Below are 24,387 nucleotides of genomic sequence, written 5' to 3' on the forward strand. Positions count from 1 at the left end.
CGAAGCCATTTCTATTGCTTTTCAAGGTTTTGTTAGTAACTCTTCACCAAATTCAAGATTTGAAGAAGAGGTTTTCGTGTCAAACGTGCAAACTATGAACTATTTAGACAAATCAAGCGTTGTTCTAACATTAACCTTAGATAACAGTCAGCCAATTGAGCTCGGAGCATTCGTTAGTGCCTTCACGTCATTAGCCTCTGACTACAGGAAAAGCCTCGAAGGTAAGGGCTTGGATGCTGACGCTGAAATCTACATCACCGAGGTGCGGTCGGGTTCTATTGTAGCTGATTTGATGCCAGTAATCGCTACTGCATTTCCGGCTATCGCCGCCAGTGCGGAGCAAGTGGGTCAAGCTATAGATTTTGTTAATACTTGGAAGGAAAGGCTTGGAAAGTTAAAGGACGGATTAGTACCGGAAGGCCTTTCCAAGTCAGAACTGAAAACGTTTACCGATGCCGTACAAGCTGTGGCTCGGGACCCCGACGCTAACCAGAAGCTTGAAGCAGCAACTTTCGAAGATGGTAAACGTCAGGTAAAAGCGGCATTTAAATTTTCGTCAAATGATGCTCGGGCAATTCAGAAGACGATTGAAGGAGAGTTCAAACGGCTTGAAGAACCGGATGAGAAAAAACATCGGCGGGTTCTAATGTACTTTACCCGTTCCGATATTGGGGATGCGCCAATAGAAAAGAGGAGTGGTGAACGGGCCGTGATTGAAGAGATTTCCGAAAAAGACCTCCCGATCATGTATGCCTCGGAATTGGCTGAAGAGCGGATAAAGCATGAAATAAGAGAGCCTGACGAGAATATTTACAAGAAAGGGTTCAACGTTGACGTCGTTGTTCAGACGCGTAATGGGAAGCCCGTAGTCTATAAGGTGCTAGAAGTTCACCAAGTTATTGATTTGTCAGATTGAACTCATCAGCCCACCCGCCCGGCGGCACCGCCGGGCCGCGCCGACCCGCCCCAATGGGGCGGCGCGTTTGCGCCTCCCCTCGGGTCGGTCGCGGCCCTCAGCTCTGCCTATCAACCGTGGCAAACACGTTTGCGCGCCGGGGCTCTACCCACCCGGTCGGCCAACCGCTGCCCTCAATTCCACCGACCACCCGCTACGCCATACGCGCAATTTAGACCCAACCATCTGATCAGAATGTGGTATTGTCTCTCCGGGGGACCGCGTTCAGGTGGACGCATTTCTTGTCCGGAAACTTGCAACGCCCAGGCCTCAGAAACGAGAGGGTATAATGCAAAAGTTCTTTCAGACGACTGCAATCTCTGTGCTTGCCATCGGACTGTTCGCCGCCTCGGCATCCGCGGAAACCTATGATTCCGCGGGCAAGGGGATGGGTATGAATGCCAACGAAGTCTACGGCATTTCTGACGGCCACGCGGTGGTGAAAACGCAGACCAATTACGACAGTTTCGAGGTCCCGTCCGGCCATCCGCTGGAAGGGGCGACAGGGGCCTGCTTTGGCGCTTTGCTGATCAATGCGGGCGCGGCCTCGGGCACTGGCAACTGCGTGTTCGACACCGCGTCAGGGGACAAGGCGGTGCTGAGCTGGGTCGCCAAGGGCCTCGGCGCGGATGGCGCACTGACCGGAGACTGGACCGTGTCGGGTGGCACTGGCGGATGGGGAACCGCTTCGGGGAGCGGCACGTTTTCATCGCTGACCGACTCGGAAACCAAGACATTCGTGAACACGATAACCGGCAGTATCACGATGAACTGACTTAACAGTTTAAAGCCATGGTATCGGGCGCGCGGGCAGGGGTTCGCGCGCCCAATCCGCGTGGGCGTTGCCTGAACGTTGGATGAACCGATCATGAAGTTTCCCTAAGGTAAGTTGCAACCCGCTTTCGCCCTCCCAATCTGTTTGGCAGAGAGAAGGAGAGAGCCCATGACCAGATACATGACCGCCGGAGCCGCTGCTCTGGCCACCACACTCGCCCTTGGAACCGCCGCGCTGGCAGATGCCACACCGGATCTGCGCGGCACCTGGGCCGGCAGCTACACCACGGTTTCCCCCTCGCGCACCGCCACCGGTGAAGTGCCGCGCTTTAACAATGCCGAATGGGTGCTGCATATCGAAAAGCAGCAGGACAACGTGTTCTGGGGACCCAGCAAATGGCGGCGTGCGGCCAGCGAGGACTGGACTTTCTATGACGCCACCGGCTCGGTCAGTCTGGACGGGTCGGGCAAGATCGGCATCGTTGAAAGCTCGGCCGATCCGACGATTGGCGTGAATGCCCTGATCGATGCCCGCTATGAGGATGGCAAGATCTATGCGGATTTCCGTAGCCTGCGGAACGGAACGACCTACAGCACTGTTCTGGAACGTCAGGTGAACTGAAGTGTTTCCGGCCCGGTCGGGCTGTAGGGGGTACTGGCTGTCGTTGGTAGCGCGTAATAGGTAATCCCGCCCGGGCCGGAACGCTTCTCAAAAACGGAACCAGCGTCTCCGCCAGGAGGGGACAGGCCGGGCGGCAAGCTCGCCGCCCGCGACAGGGTCCAGACCGCCCCGCGCAAGAATGCGGCGTTCCTCGGCGCGGGTCATCTGGATTTCGCGAACCTTCAGCGCGGCCCCGCGCGCGGTGACATAGGTGCCGTCCGGCCCCGGTTCCATCCCCGGAATGTTCCGCCCCCGGACCACATTCCGCGGATGCCGCTCAGAAGGTGTTTCCACCCGATTTCGTCATCGTCCTGCAGGTGCCAGATCCGGCTGGCCTCGGTGATCGAGATCAACGCAGCCAGCGGTTTGCCGTGGCGGGTCCGGATGATCACCTCGCGGGGATCCTGGGCGCGGGTGACCAGATCACACAGATGGGCGCGGGCGTGGGAAATTGTGCAGCGCATCGGCGAATCTCCGTATGTACGATTCGAAAGATCGCGGGTTCGATGAATGTACAAACCCTGCAATTTCGGCCTAGAGCACCGCGCAGGGTCTTCGCACCTGCAGAAATAGCCCAAAATCGGGCCGCTGTTTCATGTCCGGACTTATCCACCCGCAACCCCGCGCGGCATCGCGGATTTCAGAGTTGTCCACAACTCTTTCCCGGTGGATACCAACAGGTTATCCCCGTCTAATTTTCATGCTGCAGTGCTATTTTCTTGTCGGTTGAGGGTGTGAATGTAACAGTCTGATCACCGCAGCGGTTCTTAGGAACCCAAGCGGGACGCAAGGGCCAAGGGGGCCGCGGTGATGAAGGCGGATCTTAGGATTTAGTTTTGATCACAATGGCTTACCGGTGGCGGATCGGTGAGTTGGGCTTTATGTCCGGATCAGATGATCAGCCTCTCAGACGGTTCGTGCGTGCTGCGCCGCGACATTGAGCGTGACGTAGCGGCTTTGGTCCTTTCGGGGGCCGGGCAACTGGATCGAGATGTCTTTCGGGACGGATCGGACCGGCAAGGCGTCAGGGGTGTCCGCAAGGATACATGCAAAGACCGCGTCTGCGCACCTGACGCCTTTTCCTTTTTCGAACCCCGGGTTCATACAGGCTGCCACTACTCACCTGCCAACGAGAGCGGGGTTCTTTTGCTTGAGCAAAAGAACCCCGCATTTGTGTCAGGATATGCAATGCCGCGTCTATGCACCTGTGGGCAACACCCTACATGACCTTATTGAAGTGCGCAACTATATATAGGGTACACTGCTGCCGCCGACGCAATATGCGGAGGACCTTCGCGGTTGTTCAGTATGTGACCATTGAGTTATACGGTCTGTCCGTTGTCCGTAGTGGAACAGTTGTCAGGCGTGTTTCCCGGCGCAGAACAGCTCGTAAACCACTTCCAGTATCCGGCGCGGGCGATCATCTGCCAGGCGGTAATAAATGGCTTTGCCTTCCCGGCGGGGCGTCACAAGGCCTTCCAACCGCAAACGGGAAAGTTGTTGCGATACAGCGGCCTGACGGGCAGACAGCAAAGTCTCCAGCTCGGTCACAGATTTCTCTCCGGACACCAGATGGCACAGGATCATGAGGCGACCTTCGTGACTGATAGCTTTTAGAAAGTTGGACGCTTCTGTGGCGCTGGTCACCATACGGTCCAGGTCTTCAGGGTTCATGTCCTGTGCGAGCTGAGGCAGTGCCATTGTTCCGATCCTTTTTGGCCCGATAAAAGGGCAGGTGTTAACCAATTACAGACGCTCAATATGGGCTGTGTAGATACAGTTATTGATCATGCATCACAATATGCACGCATCAAAATACCGTGATGAAAGACATACGCCACCGAAGCCTAACCGCATTTCGATGATTTTCCGGACACCGATCCAAACCACGAGCGCCCTCAAATGCCACTCGACAATTCCAAAAGCAAGAATACCTGACCGATGTCAGCCGACCCCTTGCAGCCCCTCTGTGCCGATACTAAGACTCGTGTAACTTTTCTTCGGGTAGTGTCCCGATCCATAGCAAAGCAGGCAGGTTCCGAATGTTCGATCCCGTAGACACATATATGAACACTCTTGTCCCGATGGTCGTCGAACAGACCAGCCGGGGCGAGCGCGCATACGACATCTTCTCGCGCCTCCTGAAAGAGCGGATCATTTTCATCAACGGTCCGATACACGATGGCATGAGCCACCTGATCGTGGCGCAACTGCTGCACCTTGAGGCGGAAAACCCGAACAAGGAAATCTCGATCTACATCAACTCGCCCGGCGGCGTCGTCACCAGCGGTTTGTCGATTTACGACACAATGCAGTACATCAAGCCGAAATGTTCGACATTGGTGATCGGTCAGGCGGCCTCGATGGGTTCGGTTCTGCTGGCCGGCGGCGAGAAAGGCATGCGCTTTTCGCTGCCCAACAGCCGGATCATGGTGCACCAGCCCAGCGGTGGCTATCAGGGTCAGGCCAGCGATATCATGATCCATGCGGCCGAGACGCAAAAGCTCAAGGATCGCCTGTATGATATCTACGTGCGTCATACCGGACAGACCAAAAAGGCGGTTGAAAAAGCGCTGGATCGTGACAATTTCATGAGCCCGGAAGAAGCCAAGGACTGGGGCCATATCGACGAGATCGTCGAAAACCGCGCCAAGATGGGCGGAGAAGAGGCCTGAGTTCAAAACCTCGCGCGCACTGCGCGAGGTGCGATTTTGAGATTGTAGCGGCCCCGGCGCTGGCCTAAGCTGCGTCAAAAGGCGGCAAGCGCGGCTCGATGGGGTCGCTGGGATGGAGCCCGAAAGGTAGAACATGGCGACGAATTCAGGCGGTGACGGCAAGAACACGCTCTACTGCAGTTTCTGCGGCAAGAGCCAGCATGAGGTGCGCAAACTGATTGCCGGCCCGACCGTGTTCATTTGCGACGAATGCGTCGAGCTGTGCATGGATATCATTCGCGAGGAAACCAAGGCCAGCGGCTTGAAATCTTCGGATGGCGTGCCGACGCCCAAGGATATCTGTGAGGTGCTGGACGATTATGTCATCGGTCAGGCCACTGCCAAACGGGTTCTGTCGGTTGCCGTGCACAACCACTACAAGCGCCTGAATCATGCCCAGAAGGCGGGCAATGATATTGAACTGGCGAAATCGAACATCCTGCTGATCGGCCCCACCGGTTGCGGCAAAACCCTGCTGGCGCAAACGCTGGCACGGATTCTGGATGTGCCATTTACCATGGCGGATGCGACTACGCTGACCGAGGCCGGATATGTGGGTGAGGATGTCGAAAACATCATCCTCAAGCTGCTTCAGGCCAGCGAATACAACGTCGAGCGTGCGCAACGCGGCATTGTCTATATCGACGAAGTCGACAAGATCACGCGCAAGTCAGAAAACCCATCGATCACCCGCGATGTCTCGGGCGAGGGCGTCCAGCAAGCGCTGCTGAAACTGATGGAAGGCACCGTGGCCAGTGTTCCGCCGCAAGGTGGCCGCAAGCATCCGCAGCAGGAGTTCCTGCAAGTGGATACCACGAATATCCTGTTCATCTGCGGTGGTGCGTTTGCCGGCCTCGACAAGATCATCGCGCAGCGCGGCAAGGGTTCGGCCATGGGTTTCGGCGCAGACGTCCGCGAGAATGACGAGCGCGGTGTCGGCGAGATTTTCAAGGATCTTGAGCCGGAAGACCTGCTGAAATTCGGCCTGATCCCGGAATTTGTCGGCCGTCTTCCGGTTCTGGCCACGCTGGAAGATCTGGATGAGGACGCTTTGGTCACCATCCTGACCAAGCCCAAGAACGCCTTGGTCAAGCAGTATCAGCGTCTGTTCGAGCTGGAAGATGCCGAGTTGGCCTTTACCGATGACGCATTGCAGGCAATCGCCAAGAAGGCCATCGAACGCAAGACCGGCGCGCGTGGTTTGCGCTCGATCCTCGAAGACATCCTGCTGGATACCATGTTCGACTTGCCGGGGATGAAAAACGTGACCGAAGTGGTGGTCAACGAAGAGGCCGTGATGTCAGACGCTCAGCCTCTGTTCATCTATGCCGATGCCGGACAGGAATCCGCCTCTGCGGGTTGATCGGACGCGGTTTCAAAAAATCGGTTGGTTTCGGCCTTTCGAGGGGGGCGCTGCCCCCATCGCGGCGGGCCGCGATTCCCCCGGGATATTTTTAGCCAGATGAATAAAGGATCCCGTGTTCACCTGGCCGCAAATATCCCGGAGCGCGAGGCGGAGCCTCGCAAAATCACCCCCGGATGAACCTTCTTAAGGAGAGCAGTGTGATCAAGCGTATTTCCTCGGGCGGCGAGTTTGAGGCCAAGGTCGGGTATTGCCGCGCGGTTGTGGCCGGTGGGTTTGTTCATGTCGCGGGCACGGTCGGGCAGGGCGATACGGTGGCCGAACAATGCCGGTCCGCGTTGGGTATCATCGAAAAGGTACTGGCCGAGGCCGGAGCGGGTTTCGCCGACGTGGTTCGGGTCACCTATATGCTGCCGGACCGGATGGAATTTGCGCCGTGCTGGCCAATCCTGGCCGAAACATTCGGAGAGCACCCTCCGGCCGCGACGATGATCGAGTGTGGCCTGATCGACCCCAAATACAGGATCGAAATAGAAGTAACCGCGGTTTTGCCGGAATGACGCAGTTGCGTTGCGTGGTACTGGACCTTGCCCGGCCTTTGGTCCATACCTTCCTTGACTTAAATGCCGGAGGCAACCGATGGGAATCCTGAACACTCTATTGCGGGCGGTGACCTGGTGGAATGGGGCGACCCTGAACACACGGATTTTCACCTCGCGCAATGGCATCAAGGTTGGCGAAGACAACGAAGGCAATGTTTTTTACCGCAATGCCGATGACAGCAAGCGCTGGGTCATCTTCAATGGCGAGGTCGAGGCCAGCCGGGTCGATCCGGATTGGCACGGTTGGCTGCACCGTACCTGGGATGAGCCGCCCACCGACAAGCCGCTTGCGCACAAATCCTGGGAAAAACCGCATCAGGAAAACCTGACGGGAACAGCTTTGGCATACATGCCTGCCGGATCGTTGCGCCGGGCCGAACCGGTCGAGCGATCCGACTATGAGGCCTGGAGCCCGGAATAGGCGAGGCGAGCGATGTCTACCCATAACATGACCGAAGTCTTGGTCGGCGGTGTTGTACTGGCATGCGCCGTCGCATTTGGCGTTTATGCCAGCCAATCCACCGGCCTGTCGCAAAACCGCACAGGCTATGAACTGGGCGCATCCTTCCGATCCCTGGAAGGTGTGGGGGTCGGAACAGACGTGCGCTTGGCGGGGGTGAAGATCGGGACTGTAACGGGTGTTGAACTGAACGCCGATACCTATCGTGCCGATACAACCTTCACGATTGCGGATGGTGTCCTGGTGCCGGATGACAGTGCCATCGTGATCTCTTCCGAGGGGTTGCTCGGCGGGAACTTTGTTGAAGTCATGCCCGGCGGTTCGCCCTTCTTTTTTGAACCGGGAGACGTTGTCGAGGATACGCAGGGTGCCGTCAGTCTGATCTCACTGCTGGTCAAGTTTGTGGCCGGAGACGGCAGCGAATGATGCGCGCCGCGCTTTTGGCGCTTATCCTTTCCTCAACCGGCGCAATGGCCCAGCAAAAAGTGGCGTCTGGGCCGGGTGCCATGCTGCGTGGTCTGGACAAGGTCAGTGGCCAGACCGTTGATGTCGAGTTGCAAAGCGGCGAGACGCAGACCATCTTTGGGCTGGATGTCGCTTTGGGCGATTGCAGGTATCCGATTGAAAACCCCACCGGCGATGCGTTTGCCTTCCTGACAATCTGGGAACAGGGCAAGACCGAGCAATTGTTTGACGGCTGGATGATTGCAACCTCGCCCGCGCTGAATGCGCTGGACCATTCCCGTTATGACGTTTGGGTAATCCGCTGTATGACCCCCTGAGGGGTTTGAGAGATTTCGGCGGAAAAATGAGCGCTGGCATTGACCGCCCTTTCCAGAGCCTGCTGGTAGCGCGCGCGCGGGATTTCAATTGCGCCAAGCGAGGCTAGGTGCGCTGTCAGAAACTGCGTATCGAACAATTGAAATCCGGTCTGACTTAATCGGTCCACCAAATAGGCCAGGGCGATCTTCGACGCATCGGTATGGTACGAAAACATGCTTTCGCCAAAAAACGCGGCACCGAGGGCCACGCCATAGACGCCTCCGACCAATCTGTCTTGGGCGTATACTTCCAGCGAATGGGCATGGCCCGAGCGATGAAGCTGCAGATATAGATCGCGCAGTTCGGCGTTTATCCAGGTGTCCGCGCGGTCTGCGCATCCATCGACAACCCCGGCGAAATCACGATCGATTGAAACAGAATAGTCCGCGTTTCGTATGCGACGGGCCAGGCTTCGGGAAATGTGAAACCCATCCAGCGGAAACACTCCGCGCAGTTTGGGATCAACCCAGAACAGTTCAGCCGCGTCCCGGTGCTCGGCCATCGGAAAGATACCGATGGAATACCCGTGCAGCAGAAGTTCAGGAGACAGGCTCATGATTTTTGGCCGGGCATTGGGTGGGTGTGACCACCCAATGCCGCTGTCTTACTGGGCCATGTTTTGCGCAAGCCAACGCTCCAGCCAGTGAATGTTGTAGTCACCGCTGTGAATGTCGGATTCCTGCAAAAGCGCGTGGAACAGGGGAACCGTGGTGTCGATACCGTCGACGATCAATTCACCCAGCGCTCGTTCCAGCCGCGCCAGCGCTTCGGCCCGGTCACGGCCTTGCACGATCAGCTTGGCAATCAGAGAGTCGTAATAGGGCGGGATCGAATACCCGTCGTAAAGCGCCGAATCCATCCGGACGCCCAGTCCGCCCGGCGCGTGGTACGCTGTGATCTTGCCCGGGCAGGGCGAGAAGTTGGGCAGTTTTTCAGCGTTGATCCGAACTTCGATGGCGTGACCGTTGATCTCCAGATCGTCCTGGCCGAAGGACATCGGCTCACCTGCGGCGACGCGGATTTGCTCGCGCACCAGATCGACGCCAAAGATACCTTCGGTGACGGGATGTTCTACCTGCAGGCGGGTGTTCATCTCGATGAAATAGAACTCGCCTTTCTCATAGAGAAACTCGATGGTCCCGGCGCCGATGTAGTTAATCTTGGCCACCGCATCCGCGCACACCTTGCCGATCTTTGCGCGTTCTTCCGGGGTGATGCAGGGGCCGGGGGCCTCTTCAAACACCTTCTGGTGGCGACGCTGCAGCGAACAATCGCGCTCGCCCAGATGTACGGCCTTGCCTTTGCCATCGCCGAACACCTGAATCTCGATGTGGCGCGGCGTGGTCAGGTATTTCTCGATATAGACCTCGTCGTTGCCAAAGGCGGCCTTGCCCTCGGCGCGCGCGGTCATAAAGGCGCTTTCCATCTCGTCGGCATTCATCGCGACTTTCATGCCGCGGCCGCCGCCACCGGCGGTGGCCTTGATGATGACGGGATAGCCGAATTCCTCGCCGATCTGCTTGGCTGTTGCCAGATCAGGCACTCCGCCATCCGATCCCGGAACGCAGGGCACGCCCAGGGCTTTCATCGTATCCTTGGCGGTGATCTTGTCGCCCATGATGCGGATATGTTCCGCAGTGGGGCCGATGAAGGTAATGCCGTGGTCCTCGACGATCTGCACGAACTCGGCATTCTCGGACAGGAAGCCATAGCCGGGGTGAATGGCCTGCGCGCCGGTGATTTCACAGGCCGATATGATCGCAGGCATCGACAGGTAGCTTTGCGGGCTGGGCGGAGGGCCGATACACACCGATTCGTCCGCCATACGCACATGCATGGCGTCGCTGTCAGCGGTAGAATGCACGGCGACCGTCTTAATCCCCATCTCGCGCGCGGCACGGATCACGCGCAGGGCGATCTCGCCTCGGTTGGCAATCAGGATCTTGTCGAACATGGGCCCGCCTTACTCGATGATGACCAGAGGGGTGCCGAATTCCACAGCGTCGCCATCGCCGACCAGAATACGTTTGACTGTACCCGACTTGGGGGCGTGGATGTGGTTCATGGTCTTCATCGCCTCGACAATCAGCAACGTGTCGCCTTCGGACACGGATGCCCCGACAGAGATGAAAGAGGGTGCACCGGGTTCGGCCTGCATGTAGACAGTGCCAACCATGGGCGACGTCACGGCGCCGGGGTGGCTGGCGGGATCTTCGGCAGCGGCGGGCGCTTCCGCAGGGGCCGGAGCCGCAGCAGCAACGGGGGCGGCAGCGACCGGTGCAGCGGTCGGAACGGTCATCTGAACCGGGGCAGGCACGGCCTGCGACATGCGGCTGACGCGTACGTTCAGGCTGTCTTCCTCGCCATACTCGCGCTTGACCTGCAATTCGGTCAGGTCATTTTCGCGCAACAGTTCGGCCAATGCCTTGATGAACGCCACATCCGCTTCGTGCTTGGTATCTGTCATGAGTGTCCTCGACGGTTCCCCTTTGGCCCGTCTGTTTCGTGCGGGCTTTGGTCTGATTAGGCAGCGTTATAAGCCATGCGCACGGTCATGAAAAGTGCCGTCTCGCCCTGCTAAATTGGGGTTTTATTCAGAAACGTGAGGGGGTGAGGCGCTTATAATGGCATCCCCGACAATTTGGCGACAAGCTCGGGCAGTTTCCGGGCGCCGAACTTCTCCAGAAGCCGCGCGCGGTAGGCCTCGATGGTGCGATAGCTCAGGCCCAGTTCTCCGCCGATCTCCTTGGCGGATAGCCCCCGGCACGACAGGATGGCCACTTCGCGTTCCCGCGCGGTCAACTCGACCAGTGGCCGTTCTTCGGAGATGTCAGAAAAGCTCCAGATTCCATGTCGAAACGGGTCATCAGGCGTCAGCGAGCGTCCGCGCGCCCGGCACCAGAACAGATCACCATTGCGCCGACGCATGACGCGTTCATCCGTGTAATACCCGGTATCGCGCATCACCTGCAGACTGCGCGCGCCAATGCGCTCCCAGTCGGCCACGGACGGGTAGAGATGAAGCAGAGGCATGTTGCGATATTCCGCTTCTTCGCCGCCAAAGGTGCGCGCGAATTGCAGATTGCATCGCCGGATGATCCGGTTTTCCAACTCGACAAGGCCGATCGGCGCGTATTCGAATGCAGGGTCGCTCATTTCTGTATCGTGCCGGGATTTGTGGTGAAAATGAAGTGGTATGTAGAAATAGATCGAACGGGGATGCCTGTTGGTGAATATTTAACGAAACGCATGGTACGGTATAGCTTGTCAATTGTGTAAAGACTGTTTGAAAATAGTGCCCTAAACTTCTTTTATTAATAATTTTATCTGAAAACAAATCTGGGATATACAGTAGCGGCAACCGAAGGGGGGATGCTGCAATTCGGGGTGTATTGACAGGAAGCCGTATCAGGGAACGTCGGCAGATTGCTGGTATGCGCCAGTCCGAACTTGCCCGGCAGGTCGGCATTTCGGCCTCTTACCTGAATCTGATCGAACACAATCGACGCCGGATCGGCGGTAAGCTGTTGGTCGATATAGCGTCAGTTCTGATGGTGGAACCTTCGGTACTGACGCAAGGTATCGAGGCCACGCTGATTTCAGCCCTGCGGGAGGCTGCGGCGGAATCGGTCGGCCATTCCGCCGAAATTGACGGGCTGGAAGAATTTGCCGGTCGCTTTCCTGGGTGGGCGAAGGTGCTGGCACAGATGCATCGGCGGGTCGTGTCGCTTGAACGCACGGTCGAAACACTGTCCGATCGCCTGACGCATGACCCGCACCTGGCCGCATCCATGCACGAGGTTCTGTCGACGGCAGCAGCGATTCGATCCACGGCAGCCATTCTGGTCGACACCCGGGATATCGAGGCCGAGTGGCAGGACCGGTTTCATCGAAACCTTCATCAGGATGCAGAACGTCTGGCCGACAGTTCAAAGGCGTTGGTGGCCTATTTGGATGACAACGACTCGGCAAACGATCGCAGGGGTGTGCCGCTGGAAGAGGCCGAGGCGTTCTTCTCGGATCATGCGCACCATTTCCCAATGATCGAAGAGAACGGAGCGACCGGCGAAATAGACCTCAACGCGCTTGATTCTGGTGCCGCCAGGGCCGTCACACGCGATCTTCTGGGGCTTTATGCACGGGACGCACAGGCCCTGCCGCTTGAGCCACTGAAGGCAGCCCTGGCTGATACAGGAACAGATCCGCTGAAACTGGCGGCGCGGTTTTCGGTCGACCACGCCACGGTATTGCGCAGGCTGGCCTTTTTGCCCAAAGACACGCTGACCCGCCCGACAGGCCTGGTGATCTGCGACGCCTCGGGAAGCATCCTTTTCTTCAAGCCGGTACAAGGGTTTGCCTTGCCGCGATACGGCGAAGCCTGCCCGCTGTGGCCGTTGTATCAGGCGTTGAACCGGCCATTGGTGCCGATCCGCAGGCGTGTTCTGCAACTTGGCAGAACAGCGGCAGAATTCGAGTGTCATGCGGTGGCCTGGCCGCATAGCATATCGGGTCACGAGGACGGGCCGGATTACCGGTCTGTCATGCTGGTGCAACCGGTCGAGTTTGCCGGAGACACAAGTAATGCAAGTGTCCGCGCCGGTCCCGGCTGCCGCGTGTGTCCAAACCCGGAGTGCGGGTCGCGCCGCGAACCGTCGATTCTGAGTGAAGGTTTTTGACAGTTTCGTAACATAGCGCTTAATCTGAATGTGACAGGTCGCCAGGCGCGTGGCCGGTCTCGGGGAGGAATTGCAAATATGAGCCGTAAGGTTCTGTTGATTGAGGATGAGCCGAACATTGCTGAGGCCATTCGGTTTTTGCTGACGCGTGAAGGCTGGCAGGTCGAAACCCATGCCGAGGGTACGAATGCGGTTGAAGTGATTCAGGGGGCAAACCCTGATCTGGTGATACTGGACGTGATGTTGCCGGGTAAAAACGGCATGGACATCCTGCGGGATTTACGCGAGCTGGACGAGATGAAAGCTCTGCCGGTCCTGATGCTGACTGCGCGGGGCCAGTCCCGTGACCGCGAGATGGCTGAAAATGCCGGGGTCAGCCGGTTCATGACCAAGCCGTTTTCCAATGCCGAAGTTCTGACAGCGGTGCGGGACCTGCACGCACAGGCCACCCGGACATGAGCCAGAGCGAAGACCATCAGCCGCCAGCAGGGCGGTCTTCGCTGTTTCTTGAACGTCAAGGCTATCGTCGGCGCAGGTTGATGGATGCGGCCCGGTTGCTGCCCGTTCTGGGTGGCGCCCTTGTTGCAATCCCGCTGTTATGGCCCTCGGTAGATAGCGCCGGGGCCGGTGTTCCATTGTCCTCGGCCATCTATTACATCTTTGCCTGCTGGGGGCTGCTTATTCTGGCCAGTGTGGGATTTGGCTATGCGGCCAGGCGTTTGTCCCGGCGCGACGAAACCGAGGCGGATACGGATCAATGGCAACGCTGAACCTCCTGATCCTGGTCTGCCTGGGCTATGTCGTGTTGCTGTTTGGCGTTGCGTTCGCTGCCGACAGAATGGCGGCAGCGGGCAAGGGCAAATGGCTGCGTTCACCGCTGATATATACACTGTCCCTGTCGATCTACTGCACCGCCTGGACCTTCTACGGTGCGGTCGGAAACGCAGCCCGTTCGGGGCTGGAATTCGTGACCATTTATCTGGGGCCGACTTTGGTGATGATCGGTTGGTGGTGGGGCCTGCGCAAATTGGTCCGGGTCGGACGCAGCCAGCGCGTGACTTCGATCGCGGACCTGATCTCATCCCGCTACGGCAAGTCGAACACGCTGGCCATCTGCGTGACAATTCTGGCGGTACTGGGCGGTACGCCCTACATCGCGCTGCAATTGCAGTCGATAACCCTGTCCTTTTCCATTTTTGCCGAAGCAGACCCCTCGGGCCTCTATCGCGAAGGTTCCAGTGTATTCTGGGTCGCGGCAGGTCTTGCCGTTTTTGCAATCCTGTTCGGCACACGCAACCTGGACGCGAACGAGCGACACCACGGTGTGGTGACGGCCATCGCTCTGGAATCCGTGGTAAAACTGTTCGCCCTGCTTGCCGTCGGTGCGTTTGTGGTCTGGGGCGTTGCGGGTGGGATCTCCCCGATGATGGAGCGTATCGACGCGTCGGATATCGGTCGATGGAACGTGGATGCAGGCCGATGGACCACCTTTGTTTTCCTGTCCGCCGCTGCCTTTGTCTGTCTGCCGCGCATGTTCCAGGTCATGGTGGTGGAAAACGATGACGAAAGTCATCTGCGAACCGCTGCATGGGCATTTCCGCTGTATCTGCTGCTGATGAGTCTGTTTGTCGTTCCGATTGCCGTTGTGGGGCTGGATCTGTTGCCCGAAGGCTCGAACCCGGACCTGTTCGTTCTGACCGTGCCGCTGTCGCAGGGCAATGACTGGCTGGCGATGCTGTCCTTTATCGGCGGGTTCTCCTCGGCCACGTCGATGGTGATCGTGACTGCGATGGCGCTGTCGACCATGGTATCGAACCATATCGTCATGCCGATCTGGCTGAGCACGCAGGAAGGTTCCGGTTCGGTTTCGGGTGACGTGCGCAACGTGGTGTTGATGTCGCGCCGTGTGTCCATCGCAGCCTTGATGGCGCTGGGCTACTTTTACTACCGACTGTCGGGGGGCGGGGCGGCTTTGGCCTCGATCGGTCTGATTGCCTTTGCAGGTGTATCCCAGATTCTGCCGGCGATGGTCGGCGGCCTGTTCTGGCGCGGTGCCACTCGAACCGGAGCGCTTGCCGGGCTCAGCGTTGGGTTCGTCCTGTGGATCTACACCCTGCTTCTGCCGGGAATGGGCGGCGCCATAATGCCTGACAGCGTTGTGCAGAACGGGCTGTTCGGTTGGGGCTGGCTGCGGCCACAGGCGCTGTTCGGGATCGAGGGGATCGACCCGATGGTGCATTCCGTCCTGTGGTCCATGTCGCTGAACACTGTTGCCTTCTGTATCGCCTCGCTGCTGAGCTTTCCCAGCCCGCTTGAACGCCTGCAGGGTGCGCAGTTCGTGAATGTCTTTGATCACTCTGTCGCGCCGGGTGGCTGGACAGGTTCAGTTGCTCAAAGCGAAGATCTGATGATCATGACCCAGCGGATTCTGGGTGCGGGTCCCGCGCAGGAGTTCTTTCAGTCCGAAGCCAGACAACAGGGCGGGCGCGCCGATCTGCCTGAACCGACGCCGGGGTTTCTGGAACGGCTGGAACGCGAGTTGAGCGGTTCGGTTGGTGCGGCCACGGCCCATGCGATGATCGGACAGATCGTTGGCGGTGCATCGGTTTCCGTCGAAGATCTGCTGGCGGTCGCGGACGAATCCGCGGAACTGCTGGAATATTCCAGCAAGCTTGAGGAGAAGTCCGCAGAACTCAGCCGCACGGCGCGGAAACTGCGCGAAGCCAACACGAAGTTGACGCAGATTTCCGAGCAAAAGGACACATTCCTCAGTCAGGTCAGCCACGAATTGCGTACGCCAATGACCTCGATCCGGGCTTTTTCCGAGATCATGCGTGACACGGACGGACTGAAGCGTGAGGAGCAGACCCGATATGCCGCGATCATTCATGACGAGGCGTTGCGTTTGACTCGTTTGCTGGACGATCTGCTGGATCTGAGTGTTCTGGAAAGTGGCAAGGTCAGTCTGAATATGGGAGACGACACGCTGCGCTCGGTTCTGGATCGAGCGGTCGCCAGCGCGCTTGCAGGAACCGAAAAGACTCTGAGTGTGCGGCGGGTGCGTGGTGCTGAACGGATTCCGCTGCACACGGATCTGGACCGCCTCGCCCAGGTGTTCATCAACCTGATTTCGAACGCTCAGAAATACTGCGACGCGGCCGATCCGGAACTGACGATTTCGGCTCATGACATTGGCGGTCAGGTGGTGATCGACTTCGTAGACAACGGCACCGGCATCCCCCCCGAAGCGCGTTCGGTTGTGTTCGAGAAATTTGCGCGCGTAGGGGTAGAAAAAGCTCAGGGGGCGGGGTTGGGTCTGGCGATCTGCCGCGAGATTGTGCAGAGGCTGGGCGGCGAGATCAACTATCTCGCGGGGCAGGGTGGGGCGGCGTTCCGGGTCAGCCTGCCGCTGGCTTACCGGCACGCTGCGCAATAACGGCCGTCTAAAGACATTCGTAACTTTGGCTGGGTTACACCTAAACCTGGAATTCGGAATAAGGTGGCGAACAGGGCGATGACACAACCCGTCAATGCGGCTTTGGCGCGCAAGCTTGCAATCAGGCCGACCGAACCCGACGACACGCTCCAACCGGTGCTGCGGGCCCTCCGACTGGCACTGGCCAGGGCGGCGGGCGAACAATGGAACCTACCACTAACTGTAATCGGCGCAAAACAGACGACCTGCCCGCAGGACGGGTTGGCTGACCTGATAGGGAAAGACTGGCTTTTGCTGTTGTTTCGGGCGGACAATGGGGTCATGGCTGCCGTTTGTCTGAACCCCGGTGCTGTGTCCGCGATCGTGCAGGCGCAAACCTTCGGTGAGGTGCTGCCGGGTGAACCTCAGCCGCGCCCTTTCACTGAAACAGATGCGGCCATGGTGGCACCTCTGATCGAAGATGCGCTGGCTCGGTCCGTCAATCTGGTCGCCTTGGCGTCCGATCAGGCGTGCCTGTCGGGGTTTGAGTTTGCTTCCCGCCTGCCGGATATACGGGCCTTGTCACTGGCGTTGGTGGAAGACAGATACTGCCTTTTCGACCTGACTGTGGAGCTGGGCGGAGGGGCGCGGCAAGGTCAGATGGGCTTTCTGCAACCCGAGCCAGCACAGGTTGCGGAAACCGGTGACGCGGCCATTCAGGACGCAGGGCCCCGACTGGATCAGGCGACCGGCGTTTTACGGGCTGAACTGAACTCCGTGATCTGCCGGATGTCGCTGCCCCTGACGGAATTGTCGGAACTAAAGGTGGGCGATGTTGTTCCCCTGACCGGCGCAAGGCTGGACTGTACCAGGCTCCTGACGATTGACAAAAGCCCCGTCGCTGTCGGTCGTCTGGGTCAATGTGGGGGAATGCGCGCTGTTCGGCTGAATGAGCAAGGAATTACACCTGTTCCCGCCGATGCGGCAGCGTTGGCATTTCTGGAAAGCAAGCCCGACGAAAAACAGTCGATCCCCAACGATCCAACCGCACAAGTCGATGCGCTTGAGGCCTCCTCGCCAAGAGACACGCGTTTGCTGACATCAGCCGATGCGGAACTGAATTTTTAGGATGCCGATCAAATGGCCGCCGAGATATCCCAGCTTGCTGGATTGACCGGGCCGGAAACCGACCCGGGCCATAATTTCTGATCAGCTTTTTTCCTGGCGGATGTGATCCAATGCCGGACGCAGGTTTTCCAGCATGTAACCTGCATTGGTTGTGGCGGACAGGATGTCATCCGTGCTCATCCGATCACATTGCCCCAGCGCCCAGACCACCGAGCATCGCGTGCCTGATGCGCAATAAGCCAGAACCGGCCCGCTGCAGCTTTCCGCCAGTTCACGTTGAAGTGCCACGTTCTCGGGGGTCATGGTCTGGTGTGTCAGTTCCAGAACCTCGTATTCCATCCCTGCATCGCGAACTGCCTGTCCGATGGCGTCAGACTGCATGTTCTCCGGAACTTCGATGTTGGGCCTGTTGCAGATGACTTTGACGAATCCTGCCGCAGCGATAGCTGGCACATCCTCGACCGTGATTTGTGGCGAGACGGCATAGCGGGGGGTGATTGGTCGAATCTTCATTCTGATTGCTTAGGCCGGGTTTGCGGTTCTGTCCAGTTGCGAACCAAGGGTTGGAGCCATCAACATTCCCGTGATCATTGCGACCATAAACACAACGCCGCCAACCCCGCCGTAGCTGAGCGACGCAATGGCCGGGCCCGGGCACAATCCGGCCAGCCCCCAGCCGGCCCCGAACAGAACCGATCCCACGATCAGACGGCGATCCAGTTCCGACGAAGGTGCGGTCGGAAACTGCCCACCCACCAGAGGTGCGCGGTTGGTCGTCAGCTGCCAGGCAACCAACATAGGCAAAATTGCACCTCCCATCACAAAGGCTAGGGTCGGATCCCAATTGCCGAACACGTCCAGCCAGCCTTGCACCTTGGTGGTGTCCGTCATCCCCGAGATCAGAAGACCCGCGCCAAAAAGGGATCCGGCAATCAGAGAAATCAGAACGCGCATCAGATCACCCCCCAGACGTGCCGCAGCAGGGCAATCGTCAGCCCGCCCGCGGCGATGTAGACAATCGTGGCAACGATTCCACGCGCAGAAAATCGCGAGATGCCGCACACACCGTGCCCGGAGGTGCAGCCGTTTGCGATCCGGGTGCCGACGCCAACCAGAAGGCCGGCGGCTATCACAACCGCGATGTTTCCGGTCAGATGGGTTTCAGCTTGCGGATTCATCAAGGGGCGAAGCAATGCTGGTATGGCGACAACACCGGCGATGAACGCCAAACGCTCGGCCATTCTGCCGCTGCGATCCACCAACCCGCCAAGGATACCGCTGGCGCCCATGATGCGGCCGTTTCCCAACAGATAAACTGCGGCGCCAAGCCCGATCAGAAGGCCTCCGGCGAGGCCCCATATCCAGTCTGCATTCATGTTGTTTTGCCTTCTTCTAAGCGCCTGTACGCGTCAAAGCTTGTTGAGGGGCAGCTTCAGAAATACGTCGCCTTTTTCGTCCGCAGGCGGCATCTGCCCGGCCCGCATATTGACCTGTAGCGATGGCAGGATCAGCCGGGGCATCGCCAGTGTGGCATCCCGCGCATCCCGCATTTCCACGAATTCTTCGATGCTGCGTCCCTGTCCGATATGTACGTTCAGCGCCTTTTGCTCGCCCACCGTCGTTTCCCAGGCAAACTCATCGCGTCCGGGGGCCTTGTAGTCGTGCCCGACGAAAATCCGGGTTTCATCCGGCAAGGACAGGATTTTCTGGATCGAGGTATACAGCATTTCCGAGGAGCCGCCTGGAAAATCGCAACGTGCGGTTCCGAAATCGGGCATGAACAGGGTATCCCCGACAAAAGCCGCGTCACCGATCACATAGGTCATGCAAGCCGGGGTGTGCCCGGGCGTATGCAGAACGTCGCCCCGCATCTGGCCGATGTGAAAGCTGTCATCTTCCGAGAACAGAGCGTCGAACTGACTGCCGTCGCGTTGGAACTCCGTACCTTCATTGAACACCTTGCCGAACGTGTCCTGCACCGTGACGATCTGGGCGCCTATCCCGATCTTTCCGCCCAACTGCTGCTGCAGATAGGGCGCGGCCGACAGGTGATCCGCATGCACATGGCTTTCCAGAATCCATTCGACTTTCAGTCCGCCGGACCTGACGTATTCGATGATCCGGTCTGCCGAACCGGTGCCGGTCCGCCCCGATGCATGGTCAAAATCCAGCACGCTGTCGATAATGGCGCACGCTGTGCCTTCGGGCTCTTGCACGACATAGGATACGGTGAATGTATCCTGGTCGAAAAAGGCTTTCACTACTGGTGTCATGCACACCCCCACTAAACGTATCATCTGTCATATAGTAAATTCGGAATGTGATGCAATCATCAATTCCTTGTTGATGTCGGTCAAGGCATTCTGACTCGGAACCGCATAAAATTCATGCAGTGCGCGCAAAGTGGCGAAATCTTCCCCGGGAACCGGCGGGAATCCGCAACCTTGGGTGGAAATGTTCTGAAAGTCGCAATACCGTTACTTACTGCGCATATCTGCAAGACTGGCACCATTTGGGAGGATGGAAATGTCGAAACAGAATCTCTACTCCGAAGCTGAACAACTGGAGCGTCAATTGCAGGGTGCATGCCTTGAAACACGACTGGCCCTTCAGCCCTCCGTCAGCAAAATGATTGACCGTCTGCATCAGCGGGGGCTGCATGTGCCGTCCCGCCTGAAGCGTCTGGATGCGTCGCTGTGCGAAGACGCCATGGAAGCGCGCTTCGACAACCTGCCAGTCTGAGCTTAGTTGGTCATCCGAACGAGATGCCGAGGATGACCAGCATCAGCCCGATCACCGATAAAAACAATGAGGCGAGGTTCCACGGCAGAACGCTTTGAACAGCCGCGCGCAATTCATCATCCGAAAGGCCGGCTTTGCGCGCCGTCATAACGCGCAGAATGCACCAAACCAGCCCGGCCAGCCCCGCCAGCGAAAGAGCAGCCCCGCTCCATGTGATGAGTTCGAACATGGCTTTCCACATATTGCCTTTTTCTCAAGCTGCGCTTAGCGGATCAGGCCGGATTGCACAAGCCTGGCCCGCTATTGGGTGCTTGCGGCCCGGACGGCACCGATGTATCCGGCATATTGCCCGATGTCACAGCATCAGACCGCAGCCTCTGGGAGAGACGTAAATGGAAGACATGACCGAAGATCAGGCCACCGCCAACTACCGTGTGACGGCGGGTGAATTGCGCCAGTTCATCGAACGATTCGAGCGCCTCGATGCCGAGAAAAAGGACATTGCCGAACAGCAAAAAGAGGTGATGGCAGAAGCCAAGGCGCGCGGTTACGACACCAAGGTCATGCGCAAGGTAATCGCGCTGCGCAAACGGGACAAGGACGACATCGCCGAGGAAGAGGCGGTTCTTGAAATGTACAAAGAAGCTTTGGGTATGAGCTAGGCTCAGAACCACGGGGTTCTGTGCTGCCATTCTGCTCGGGTCCTAGGGGGAAGCCCGCGAATTTCGGGCTGTCGCAGCGTTCAGGCGCAGTGTGGGTCTTCAATCCTTGCTAACGTAAATCATCAAACCCAATACGAGGTTCACCCGCGGTGGTAGCAACCCATACCGGATGACTGCTACCCTCGGCCGACCATCAGGGTTTCAGAAAGCGAATGTCCGGCATGGATTGAATTCGGGCCAGGTCCTGTTCGTAAAGCTCGGAAAACGCTTCAACTATATCTGCGCTCCAGCCGGGCAATTCCAACTCCTCTTCAACCTCTTCAGGCGATGCGTGTGTTTCAAAGATCCCGGCCAGTTCCTCGCGCAGAACATGCTTGTCGGGTTGAGGGTCCTGACGGATCAGCGCCAGAACCTCGCGCTTGCCAGGGTCCGTCAGAAGGGAGGAGAGGAAGGCATATTCGTCCTGCATCACCATACCGTCGTCAAGCCCGGCCATCGCGCGCAGAACATCCCCCCAGATCAGAGGCGTATCCTCGTTGCACCAAAGCGTTATGCCGACCCCGGGTGCAAGATCGCGAATATCTTCTATCGTGCTGAGCCAACTCAGGCAGCTCAGATCGGTGTCGCGAAGGATCTGATCGCGACGGTCTTGCGGAAGTGCTGCCAGGGTTTTCGGAATGAAGCTTGCGGGATTGATCAGTCCGAAAAACAGCTCGACCTGATCATTGGGGAAGGCGTGTTCCAGGATGGCCATGCGTTGCCCGGCCGCAGGATAGAACTGTCCATCCTTTATGGCCTCGACCGGCTCACCGACAAAATCCGGGCTGGTGAATATTGTACGCTGAGTGTTTTCGTCATCCGGCAGTATTTCCATAAGCCGGACAAGCTCATCAGTGGAAACCGGATGCGATCCTATCGCGTTGAACACAGGCCGAAAAACCTGTCGATAGCGCCGTGGTCCAACCAGAGACACCCCATGCGCAGACAGGATGTTCAAATTCGCCTGCAATGAGTTCAGCAGCCGACCATCGTCCGCAAAAGCTCCGCCTGCGTGAATGACAACCTGCATCTTTCCGTTTCAGCCCTTGCGTCCCCATGGTGCCCTGTCGGGTTACAGCCTGCAGCAACCACAGTCAAATTCGCAACGGGGGAACAGAGGTGCAGTTATCAAAACGTTCTGGGATAGATTTCTATGCGGGCAAAATTTGTGGGTTGCAGTCCCTTTCCGGAGAGAGTAATCGGACGCCAGCGCCCCTATAGCTCAGCTGGTAGAGCAACTGATTTGTAATCAGTAGGTCCGCGGTTCGAGTCCGTGTGGGGGCACCATAACACAAGATAAAATGCTGTAATTTAACGTTTTTCAGAGCGATAGCTTGTGTATCCCCTGATTTATCCCCTGTTTATTTGTTGATGGATGTGAACCCAAAATTTCTTGCCATCGTTTCCGTTGATACGCATTCTTCTAATAAGATTGATGATAGTAAATGTTGGTATTTGTTGGAATTAGGCTGTGAAAATGTCCCAACTTTAACGGGCAACCCGACCTAGGTTTAATACCTAATAACGATGCTAGGCTCCGACGGCAGCTTTCATGAACAACGGACGTTTATCGAAACTGGGCGACTGACCGAGTTGCGGACAAAGCGGTCGATGACGAGAAGCCTAGAGTTTTTAAATTCCAGTATCGAAAATCGAAGGGCGCACGGCATCCTCTTACCTTCGAACAATAAAGTTTTGGCGATGAACAACGTACACTGCTCAAATTGAGTTCAAAAAACCCTCTATTTCCACTAGGGCTTTAGGCCAGGCAGGATCATACTCTGGCATCGTATTGTTTGCTGTCTCAAGGCCAATAAAGCGCGCATTCTGGATGCCGGAGGCGAATATCCTACCTTGTTCAACACTGTGCATCCTGTCTCGATTAGCGTGCATAACCAGAGCCGGACAGGTGATCCGCAGAAGTAGATCGGTTACGTCGACCCCTGCGACCAGTGGTCCAATCTTGAGCCAATCCTGATGGTCCATTGCCACTTTCATAAATTCTGCATAAGTGCGCTGGTCATGTGGACTTGCGGTTGGAGCAAATGATTGCGCCATCAAGTCTCTTGCAGACGGGTATTCATCGTTCCAGCCTTCAAGACTCATATCCATCATTGCTTGCCCAAGCGCAGCAATTCCGGGCTGTGAACGCACCGCGAGTCCTTGTGCAAATCCACCGAGTAGAACCAACCCCGAAACACGGTCAGGATTATGTGCGGCAAAAGCCGCGGCAATGGTTGCCCCAAAAGAAATGCCAAACAATGGAACTTTTTCGATCCCGGCTGCGTCCAGTACGGCCTCAACATCTTCGACGATCCGATTCAATGACACATCCTGCACGCCCCTCTGGGACAAGCCATTGTTTCTACCATCAAACCGATAAAGGCAGTGATTTTCAGAAAGCAGCGGCAACCACCCGGCGATGGTGTTCATCGTCCAATCGTATTCCAGATGCCTAAGCCAGTTTGGTGTGACCAGTAACTTTCTACCACTTCCAGTGGATGTCCAGGCAAGCGTTGTACCGTCTTTTGATTTTGCAAAGCGGACGTCTTGAGAGCTAGCCAGCAGCTTGTTCTTTGCGCGTCTTTTGTCACCATCTAAATCAATAGAGTAGGCTTCCACTGGATTTGGAATTCCCTTCAACCGTATCGAGCTTTCTGGTCGCAAAGCAACCGCCAGCGAAGTTCCCGCAACTTCAGCAGCTGTCTTGCTGACGAGACAACTTCCAATATGCGCGCTGGACTGAAGGCGCGACGCAACATTCACGGCCTCTCCGAACAAGTCTGTGCCATTTGGCATTACGTCGCCAACGTGGAGACCTCCTCGAAGTGTTACGTCTTCATCTCTCATCTGATTGAAAATCTGGCTGGCAGCATTAATTGCGTCTGTGGCTGCAACAAACTCAACCAAGGCACCATCTCCCATCAGCTTGAATATTCGTCCTTTGTTTTCATGGACCAACGGTCTGATCACATCGTCCAAAATGCGTTGTAGAGTGTTCAGCGTGGTCTCAGCATCCTCTGACATGCGCTTGGTATAATCGACGACATCGAGGCTTAGGATCGCAGCAATTTTCCGCTTCATCAGTCGATGTGATCCTTTTAGCTAAACCAATTCCTCTGAACCAAAATTAACAGACGAATAGATTTTTGTGACCAAAACTTGTGCCTGGGCATTTTGCTAAGCCTGCAAGTTCCCAAACTTGCGTTGAAACACACAGCCGAGCAAAATGTCTTCTTGGCTGGCGAAACCTAGAATTAAGGTGAATGATTAACGCATTTCGCGTCGCTAACGAAGGTTCACTTCGAAATATCCATTCCAATGGTATCAGTCCGTAGTTCTTCTCATCTGTGACCGATGGCAGCCCGAAGCGG

General features: G+C 57.2%; 30 protein-coding genes and 1 tRNA gene. 17 read left to right on the top strand and 14 right to left on the bottom strand.

All coding sequences use genetic code 11. The annotated features are described in order from the left end of the window. Positions 1-94 precede the first annotated feature (94 nt). The 3 genes from ACR0FE_RS14470 to ACR0FE_RS14480 all read left to right on the top strand — a co-directional run bounded on the left by ACR0FE_RS14470 (position 95) and on the right by ACR0FE_RS14480 (position 2,351). Entirely contained in the window at positions 95-916 is an 822-nt protein-coding gene (locus ACR0FE_RS14470; RefSeq protein ID WP_480913491.1) for a hypothetical protein, read from the top strand. Positions 917-1,244: 328 nt separating this feature from the next. Next, entirely contained in the window at positions 1,245-1,730 is a 486-nt protein-coding gene (locus ACR0FE_RS14475; protein ID WP_480491646.1) for a hypothetical protein, read from the top strand. A gap of 168 nt (positions 1,731-1,898) precedes the next feature. After that, a complete protein-coding gene (locus ACR0FE_RS14480) occupies positions 1,899-2,351 on the top strand; it encodes a hypothetical protein (RefSeq protein WP_480913493.1) in 453 nt (150 codons plus the stop codon). Between the two features lie 221 nt (positions 2,352-2,572). Here the strand turns inward: ACR0FE_RS14480 and ACR0FE_RS14485 are convergent, their stop codons facing one another. The 3 genes from ACR0FE_RS14485 to ACR0FE_RS14495 all read right to left on the bottom strand — a co-directional run bounded on the left by ACR0FE_RS14485 (position 2,573) and on the right by ACR0FE_RS14495 (position 4,091). Further along, positions 2,573-2,854, bottom strand: coding sequence for a type II toxin-antitoxin system Phd/YefM family antitoxin (locus tag ACR0FE_RS14485; protein ID WP_480913495.1), 282 nt, complete (start codon positions 2,852-2,854; stop codon positions 2,573-2,575). A gap of 442 nt (positions 2,855-3,296) precedes the next feature. Continuing rightward, the gene (locus tag ACR0FE_RS14490; RefSeq protein WP_480913497.1) at positions 3,297-3,506 is read right to left on the bottom strand and encodes a hypothetical protein; all 210 of its coding nucleotides are present in this window, start codon (positions 3,504-3,506) and stop codon (positions 3,297-3,299) included. Positions 3,507-3,749: 243 nt separating this feature from the next. Continuing rightward, a complete protein-coding gene (locus tag ACR0FE_RS14495) occupies positions 3,750-4,091 on the bottom strand; it encodes a metalloregulator ArsR/SmtB family transcription factor (RefSeq protein ID WP_170614702.1) in 342 nt (113 codons plus the stop codon). A 341-nt stretch (positions 4,092-4,432) separates the two neighbouring features. On the opposite strand from ACR0FE_RS14495, the gene ACR0FE_RS14500 reads away from it, so the two are divergent. From ACR0FE_RS14500 to ACR0FE_RS14525, 6 genes are all read left to right on the top strand, one after another. Continuing rightward, positions 4,433-5,065: an ATP-dependent Clp protease proteolytic subunit gene (locus tag ACR0FE_RS14500; RefSeq protein ID WP_170614701.1), complete on the top strand. Its 633-nt coding sequence runs from the start codon at positions 4,433-4,435 to the stop codon at positions 5,063-5,065. Positions 5,066-5,198: 133 nt separating this feature from the next. Further along, the gene (gene clpX, locus ACR0FE_RS14505; protein WP_170614700.1) at positions 5,199-6,467 is read left to right on the top strand and encodes an ATP-dependent Clp protease ATP-binding subunit ClpX; all 1,269 of its coding nucleotides are present in this window, start codon (positions 5,199-5,201) and stop codon (positions 6,465-6,467) included. Between the two features lie 200 nt (positions 6,468-6,667). Next, the gene (locus tag ACR0FE_RS14510) at positions 6,668-7,027 is read left to right on the top strand and encodes a RidA family protein (RefSeq protein WP_480913500.1); all 360 of its coding nucleotides are present in this window, start codon (positions 6,668-6,670) and stop codon (positions 7,025-7,027) included. A gap of 79 nt (positions 7,028-7,106) precedes the next feature. Beyond that, entirely contained in the window at positions 7,107-7,490 is a 384-nt protein-coding gene (locus ACR0FE_RS14515; protein ID WP_170680842.1) for an NADH:ubiquinone oxidoreductase subunit NDUFA12, read from the top strand. A 12-nt stretch (positions 7,491-7,502) separates the two neighbouring features. Beyond that, a complete protein-coding gene (mlaD, locus tag ACR0FE_RS14520; RefSeq protein WP_170614697.1) occupies positions 7,503-7,955 on the top strand; it encodes an outer membrane lipid asymmetry maintenance protein MlaD in 453 nt (150 codons plus the stop codon). Beyond that, the gene (locus tag ACR0FE_RS14525) at positions 7,952-8,311 is read left to right on the top strand and encodes a DUF2155 domain-containing protein (protein ID WP_480913502.1); all 360 of its coding nucleotides are present in this window, start codon (positions 7,952-7,954) and stop codon (positions 8,309-8,311) included. Before mlaD ends, ACR0FE_RS14525 begins: the two co-directional genes overlap by 4 nt. Here ACR0FE_RS14525 and aat read toward each other — a convergent pair. The 4 genes from aat to ACR0FE_RS14545 form a co-directional block, all read right to left on the bottom strand. Beyond that, positions 8,275-8,907: a leucyl/phenylalanyl-tRNA--protein transferase gene (aat, locus tag ACR0FE_RS14530; RefSeq protein WP_170614695.1), complete on the bottom strand. Its 633-nt coding sequence runs from the start codon at positions 8,905-8,907 to the stop codon at positions 8,275-8,277. The genes ACR0FE_RS14525 and aat overlap by 37 nt on opposite strands. Positions 8,908-8,955: 48 nt before the next feature. Beyond that, positions 8,956-10,305: an acetyl-CoA carboxylase biotin carboxylase subunit gene (gene accC / locus ACR0FE_RS14535; protein WP_170614694.1), complete on the bottom strand. Its 1,350-nt coding sequence runs from the start codon at positions 10,303-10,305 to the stop codon at positions 8,956-8,958. 9 nt (positions 10,306-10,314) lie between these two features. Further along, positions 10,315-10,818, bottom strand: coding sequence for an acetyl-CoA carboxylase biotin carboxyl carrier protein (gene accB / locus ACR0FE_RS14540; protein ID WP_170807950.1), 504 nt, complete (start codon positions 10,816-10,818; stop codon positions 10,315-10,317). Between the two features lie 152 nt (positions 10,819-10,970). Further along, positions 10,971-11,507 carry a LuxR C-terminal-related transcriptional regulator gene (locus tag ACR0FE_RS14545; RefSeq protein ID WP_170614692.1) on the bottom strand — a complete coding sequence of 179 codons (537 nt, stop codon included), beginning with the start codon at positions 11,505-11,507 and terminating at the stop codon, positions 10,971-10,973. 224 nt (positions 11,508-11,731) lie between these two features. Between ACR0FE_RS14545 and ACR0FE_RS14550 the strand changes: the two genes are divergently transcribed. The 5 genes from ACR0FE_RS14550 to ACR0FE_RS14570 all read left to right on the top strand — a co-directional run bounded on the left by ACR0FE_RS14550 (position 11,732) and on the right by ACR0FE_RS14570 (position 17,570). Then, a complete protein-coding gene (locus ACR0FE_RS14550) occupies positions 11,732-13,027 on the top strand; it encodes a helix-turn-helix domain-containing protein (protein ID WP_480907572.1) in 1,296 nt (431 codons plus the stop codon). Between the two features lie 78 nt (positions 13,028-13,105). Then, the gene (locus ACR0FE_RS14555; protein ID WP_170614691.1) at positions 13,106-13,486 is read left to right on the top strand and encodes a response regulator; all 381 of its coding nucleotides are present in this window, start codon (positions 13,106-13,108) and stop codon (positions 13,484-13,486) included. Then, positions 13,483-13,797: a hypothetical protein gene (locus ACR0FE_RS14560; RefSeq protein WP_170807953.1), complete on the top strand. Its 315-nt coding sequence runs from the start codon at positions 13,483-13,485 to the stop codon at positions 13,795-13,797. The genes ACR0FE_RS14555 and ACR0FE_RS14560 overlap by 4 nt, the downstream gene beginning before the upstream one ends. Continuing rightward, positions 13,785-16,463 (top strand): ATP-binding protein, encoded by a 2,679-nt coding sequence (locus tag ACR0FE_RS14565; protein WP_480913506.1) that lies wholly within the window; start codon positions 13,785-13,787, stop codon positions 16,461-16,463. The genes ACR0FE_RS14560 and ACR0FE_RS14565 overlap by 13 nt, the downstream gene beginning before the upstream one ends. A gap of 78 nt (positions 16,464-16,541) precedes the next feature. Continuing rightward, positions 16,542-17,570, top strand: coding sequence for a FliM/FliN family flagellar motor C-terminal domain-containing protein (locus ACR0FE_RS14570; RefSeq protein ID WP_480913508.1), 1,029 nt, complete (start codon positions 16,542-16,544; stop codon positions 17,568-17,570). Between the two features lie 81 nt (positions 17,571-17,651). Here ACR0FE_RS14570 and ACR0FE_RS14575 read toward each other — a convergent pair whose 3' ends face one another. From ACR0FE_RS14575 to ACR0FE_RS14590, 4 genes are read right to left on the bottom strand one after another with little or no spacing between them, the layout of a single operon-like run. Next, positions 17,652-18,083, bottom strand: a complete 432-nt coding sequence (locus tag ACR0FE_RS14575) for a protein tyrosine phosphatase family protein (RefSeq protein ID WP_480913510.1) — start codon at positions 18,081-18,083, stop codon at positions 17,652-17,654. Positions 18,084-18,092: 9 nt separating this feature from the next. Beyond that, the gene (locus tag ACR0FE_RS14580) at positions 18,093-18,524 is read right to left on the bottom strand and encodes a DUF6691 family protein (protein WP_170680821.1); all 432 of its coding nucleotides are present in this window, start codon (positions 18,522-18,524) and stop codon (positions 18,093-18,095) included. Then, positions 18,524-18,946, bottom strand: a complete 423-nt coding sequence (locus ACR0FE_RS14585; RefSeq protein WP_480913512.1) for a YeeE/YedE family protein — start codon at positions 18,944-18,946, stop codon at positions 18,524-18,526. The genes ACR0FE_RS14580 and ACR0FE_RS14585 overlap by 1 nt, the downstream gene beginning before the upstream one ends. Before the next feature lie 33 nt (positions 18,947-18,979). Continuing rightward, the gene (locus ACR0FE_RS14590; RefSeq protein ID WP_480913514.1) at positions 18,980-19,843 is read right to left on the bottom strand and encodes an MBL fold metallo-hydrolase; all 864 of its coding nucleotides are present in this window, start codon (positions 19,841-19,843) and stop codon (positions 18,980-18,982) included. Between the two features lie 253 nt (positions 19,844-20,096). Between ACR0FE_RS14590 and ACR0FE_RS14595 the strand changes: the two genes are divergently transcribed. Further along, entirely contained in the window at positions 20,097-20,312 is a 216-nt protein-coding gene (locus tag ACR0FE_RS14595) for a hypothetical protein (protein ID WP_170614683.1), read from the top strand. Positions 20,313-20,322: 10 nt separating this feature from the next. On the opposite strand, the gene ACR0FE_RS14600 is transcribed toward ACR0FE_RS14595, so the two are convergent. Continuing rightward, the gene (locus ACR0FE_RS14600) at positions 20,323-20,541 is read right to left on the bottom strand and encodes a hypothetical protein (protein ID WP_480913515.1); all 219 of its coding nucleotides are present in this window, start codon (positions 20,539-20,541) and stop codon (positions 20,323-20,325) included. Between the two features lie 163 nt (positions 20,542-20,704). Between ACR0FE_RS14600 and ACR0FE_RS14605 the strand changes: the two genes are divergently transcribed. Beyond that, the gene (locus ACR0FE_RS14605; RefSeq protein WP_170614681.1) at positions 20,705-20,974 is read left to right on the top strand and encodes a DUF2312 domain-containing protein; all 270 of its coding nucleotides are present in this window, start codon (positions 20,705-20,707) and stop codon (positions 20,972-20,974) included. 193 nt (positions 20,975-21,167) lie between these two features. Here ACR0FE_RS14605 and ACR0FE_RS14610 read toward each other — a convergent pair whose 3' ends face one another. Continuing rightward, complete coding sequence (locus ACR0FE_RS14610) at positions 21,168-22,043, bottom strand: hypothetical protein (RefSeq protein ID WP_480913517.1); 876 nt, start codon at positions 22,041-22,043, stop codon at positions 21,168-21,170. Between the two features lie 181 nt (positions 22,044-22,224). Between ACR0FE_RS14610 and ACR0FE_RS14615 the strand changes: the two genes are divergently transcribed. Next, positions 22,225-22,300: transfer RNA gene (locus ACR0FE_RS14615), tRNA-Thr, on the top strand. Positions 22,301-22,732: 432 nt separating this feature from the next. Here ACR0FE_RS14615 and ACR0FE_RS14620 read toward each other — a convergent pair. After that, the gene (locus ACR0FE_RS14620) at positions 22,733-24,097 is read right to left on the bottom strand and encodes an alpha/beta fold hydrolase (RefSeq protein ID WP_480553112.1); all 1,365 of its coding nucleotides are present in this window, start codon (positions 24,095-24,097) and stop codon (positions 22,733-22,735) included. Between the last annotated feature and the right edge of the window lie 290 nt (positions 24,098-24,387).

It is taken from the genome of Ruegeria sp. K7, assembly GCF_056531785.1.

What these genes read in the sequence shown, in the direction of transcription:
- ACR0FE_RS14500 (WP_170614701.1), top strand. Translation starts at nt 4,433, where the DNA reads ATGTTCGATCCCGTAGACACATATATGAACACTCTTGTCCCGATGGTC.
- ACR0FE_RS14595 (WP_170614683.1), top strand. Translation starts at nt 20,097, where the DNA reads ATGTCGAAACAGAATCTCTACTCCGAAGCTGAACAACTGGAGCGTCAA.
- ACR0FE_RS14560 (WP_170807953.1), top strand. Translation starts at nt 13,483, where the DNA reads ATGAGCCAGAGCGAAGACCATCAGCCGCCAGCAGGGCGGTCTTCGCTG.
- ACR0FE_RS14480 (WP_480913493.1), top strand. Translation starts at nt 1,899, where the DNA reads ATGACCAGATACATGACCGCCGGAGCCGCTGCTCTGGCCACCACACTC.
- ACR0FE_RS14600 (WP_480913515.1), bottom strand. Translation starts at nt 20,541, where the DNA reads ATGTTCGAACTCATCACATGGAGCGGGGCTGCTCTTTCGCTGGCGGGG.
- ACR0FE_RS14590 (WP_480913514.1), bottom strand. Translation starts at nt 19,843, where the DNA reads ATGACACCAGTAGTGAAAGCCTTTTTCGACCAGGATACATTCACCGTA.
- ACR0FE_RS14570 (WP_480913508.1), top strand. Translation starts at nt 16,542, where the DNA reads ATGACACAACCCGTCAATGCGGCTTTGGCGCGCAAGCTTGCAATCAGG.
- ACR0FE_RS14620 (WP_480553112.1), bottom strand. Translation starts at nt 24,097, where the DNA reads ATGAAGCGGAAAATTGCTGCGATCCTAAGCCTCGATGTCGTCGATTAT.
- ACR0FE_RS14580 (WP_170680821.1), bottom strand. Translation starts at nt 18,524, where the DNA reads ATGCGCGTTCTGATTTCTCTGATTGCCGGATCCCTTTTTGGCGCGGGT.
- aat (WP_170614695.1), bottom strand. Translation starts at nt 8,907, where the DNA reads ATGAGCCTGTCTCCTGAACTTCTGCTGCACGGGTATTCCATCGGTATC.
- ACR0FE_RS14515 (WP_170680842.1), top strand. Translation starts at nt 7,107, where the DNA reads ATGGGAATCCTGAACACTCTATTGCGGGCGGTGACCTGGTGGAATGGG.
- ACR0FE_RS14585 (WP_480913512.1), bottom strand. Translation starts at nt 18,946, where the DNA reads ATGAATGCAGACTGGATATGGGGCCTCGCCGGAGGCCTTCTGATCGGG.
- mlaD (WP_170614697.1), top strand. Translation starts at nt 7,503, where the DNA reads ATGTCTACCCATAACATGACCGAAGTCTTGGTCGGCGGTGTTGTACTG.
- ACR0FE_RS14470 (WP_480913491.1), top strand. Translation starts at nt 95, where the DNA reads ATGAACTATTTAGACAAATCAAGCGTTGTTCTAACATTAACCTTAGAT.
- ACR0FE_RS14605 (WP_170614681.1), top strand. Translation starts at nt 20,705, where the DNA reads ATGGAAGACATGACCGAAGATCAGGCCACCGCCAACTACCGTGTGACG.
- ACR0FE_RS14610 (WP_480913517.1), bottom strand. Translation starts at nt 22,043, where the DNA reads ATGCAGGTTGTCATTCACGCAGGCGGAGCTTTTGCGGACGATGGTCGG.
- ACR0FE_RS14525 (WP_480913502.1), top strand. Translation starts at nt 7,952, where the DNA reads ATGATGCGCGCCGCGCTTTTGGCGCTTATCCTTTCCTCAACCGGCGCA.
- ACR0FE_RS14475 (WP_480491646.1), top strand. Translation starts at nt 1,245, where the DNA reads ATGCAAAAGTTCTTTCAGACGACTGCAATCTCTGTGCTTGCCATCGGA.
- ACR0FE_RS14495 (WP_170614702.1), bottom strand. Translation starts at nt 4,091, where the DNA reads ATGGCACTGCCTCAGCTCGCACAGGACATGAACCCTGAAGACCTGGAC.
- ACR0FE_RS14555 (WP_170614691.1), top strand. Translation starts at nt 13,106, where the DNA reads ATGAGCCGTAAGGTTCTGTTGATTGAGGATGAGCCGAACATTGCTGAG.
- ACR0FE_RS14575 (WP_480913510.1), bottom strand. Translation starts at nt 18,083, where the DNA reads ATGAAGATTCGACCAATCACCCCCCGCTATGCCGTCTCGCCACAAATC.
- clpX (WP_170614700.1), top strand. Translation starts at nt 5,199, where the DNA reads ATGGCGACGAATTCAGGCGGTGACGGCAAGAACACGCTCTACTGCAGT.
- ACR0FE_RS14565 (WP_480913506.1), top strand. Translation starts at nt 13,785, where the DNA reads ATGGCAACGCTGAACCTCCTGATCCTGGTCTGCCTGGGCTATGTCGTG.
- ACR0FE_RS14545 (WP_170614692.1), bottom strand. Translation starts at nt 11,507, where the DNA reads ATGAGCGACCCTGCATTCGAATACGCGCCGATCGGCCTTGTCGAGTTG.
- accC (WP_170614694.1), bottom strand. Translation starts at nt 10,305, where the DNA reads ATGTTCGACAAGATCCTGATTGCCAACCGAGGCGAGATCGCCCTGCGC.
- ACR0FE_RS14485 (WP_480913495.1), bottom strand. Translation starts at nt 2,854, where the DNA reads ATGCGCTGCACAATTTCCCACGCCCGCGCCCATCTGTGTGATCTGGTC.
- accB (WP_170807950.1), bottom strand. Translation starts at nt 10,818, where the DNA reads ATGACAGATACCAAGCACGAAGCGGATGTGGCGTTCATCAAGGCATTG.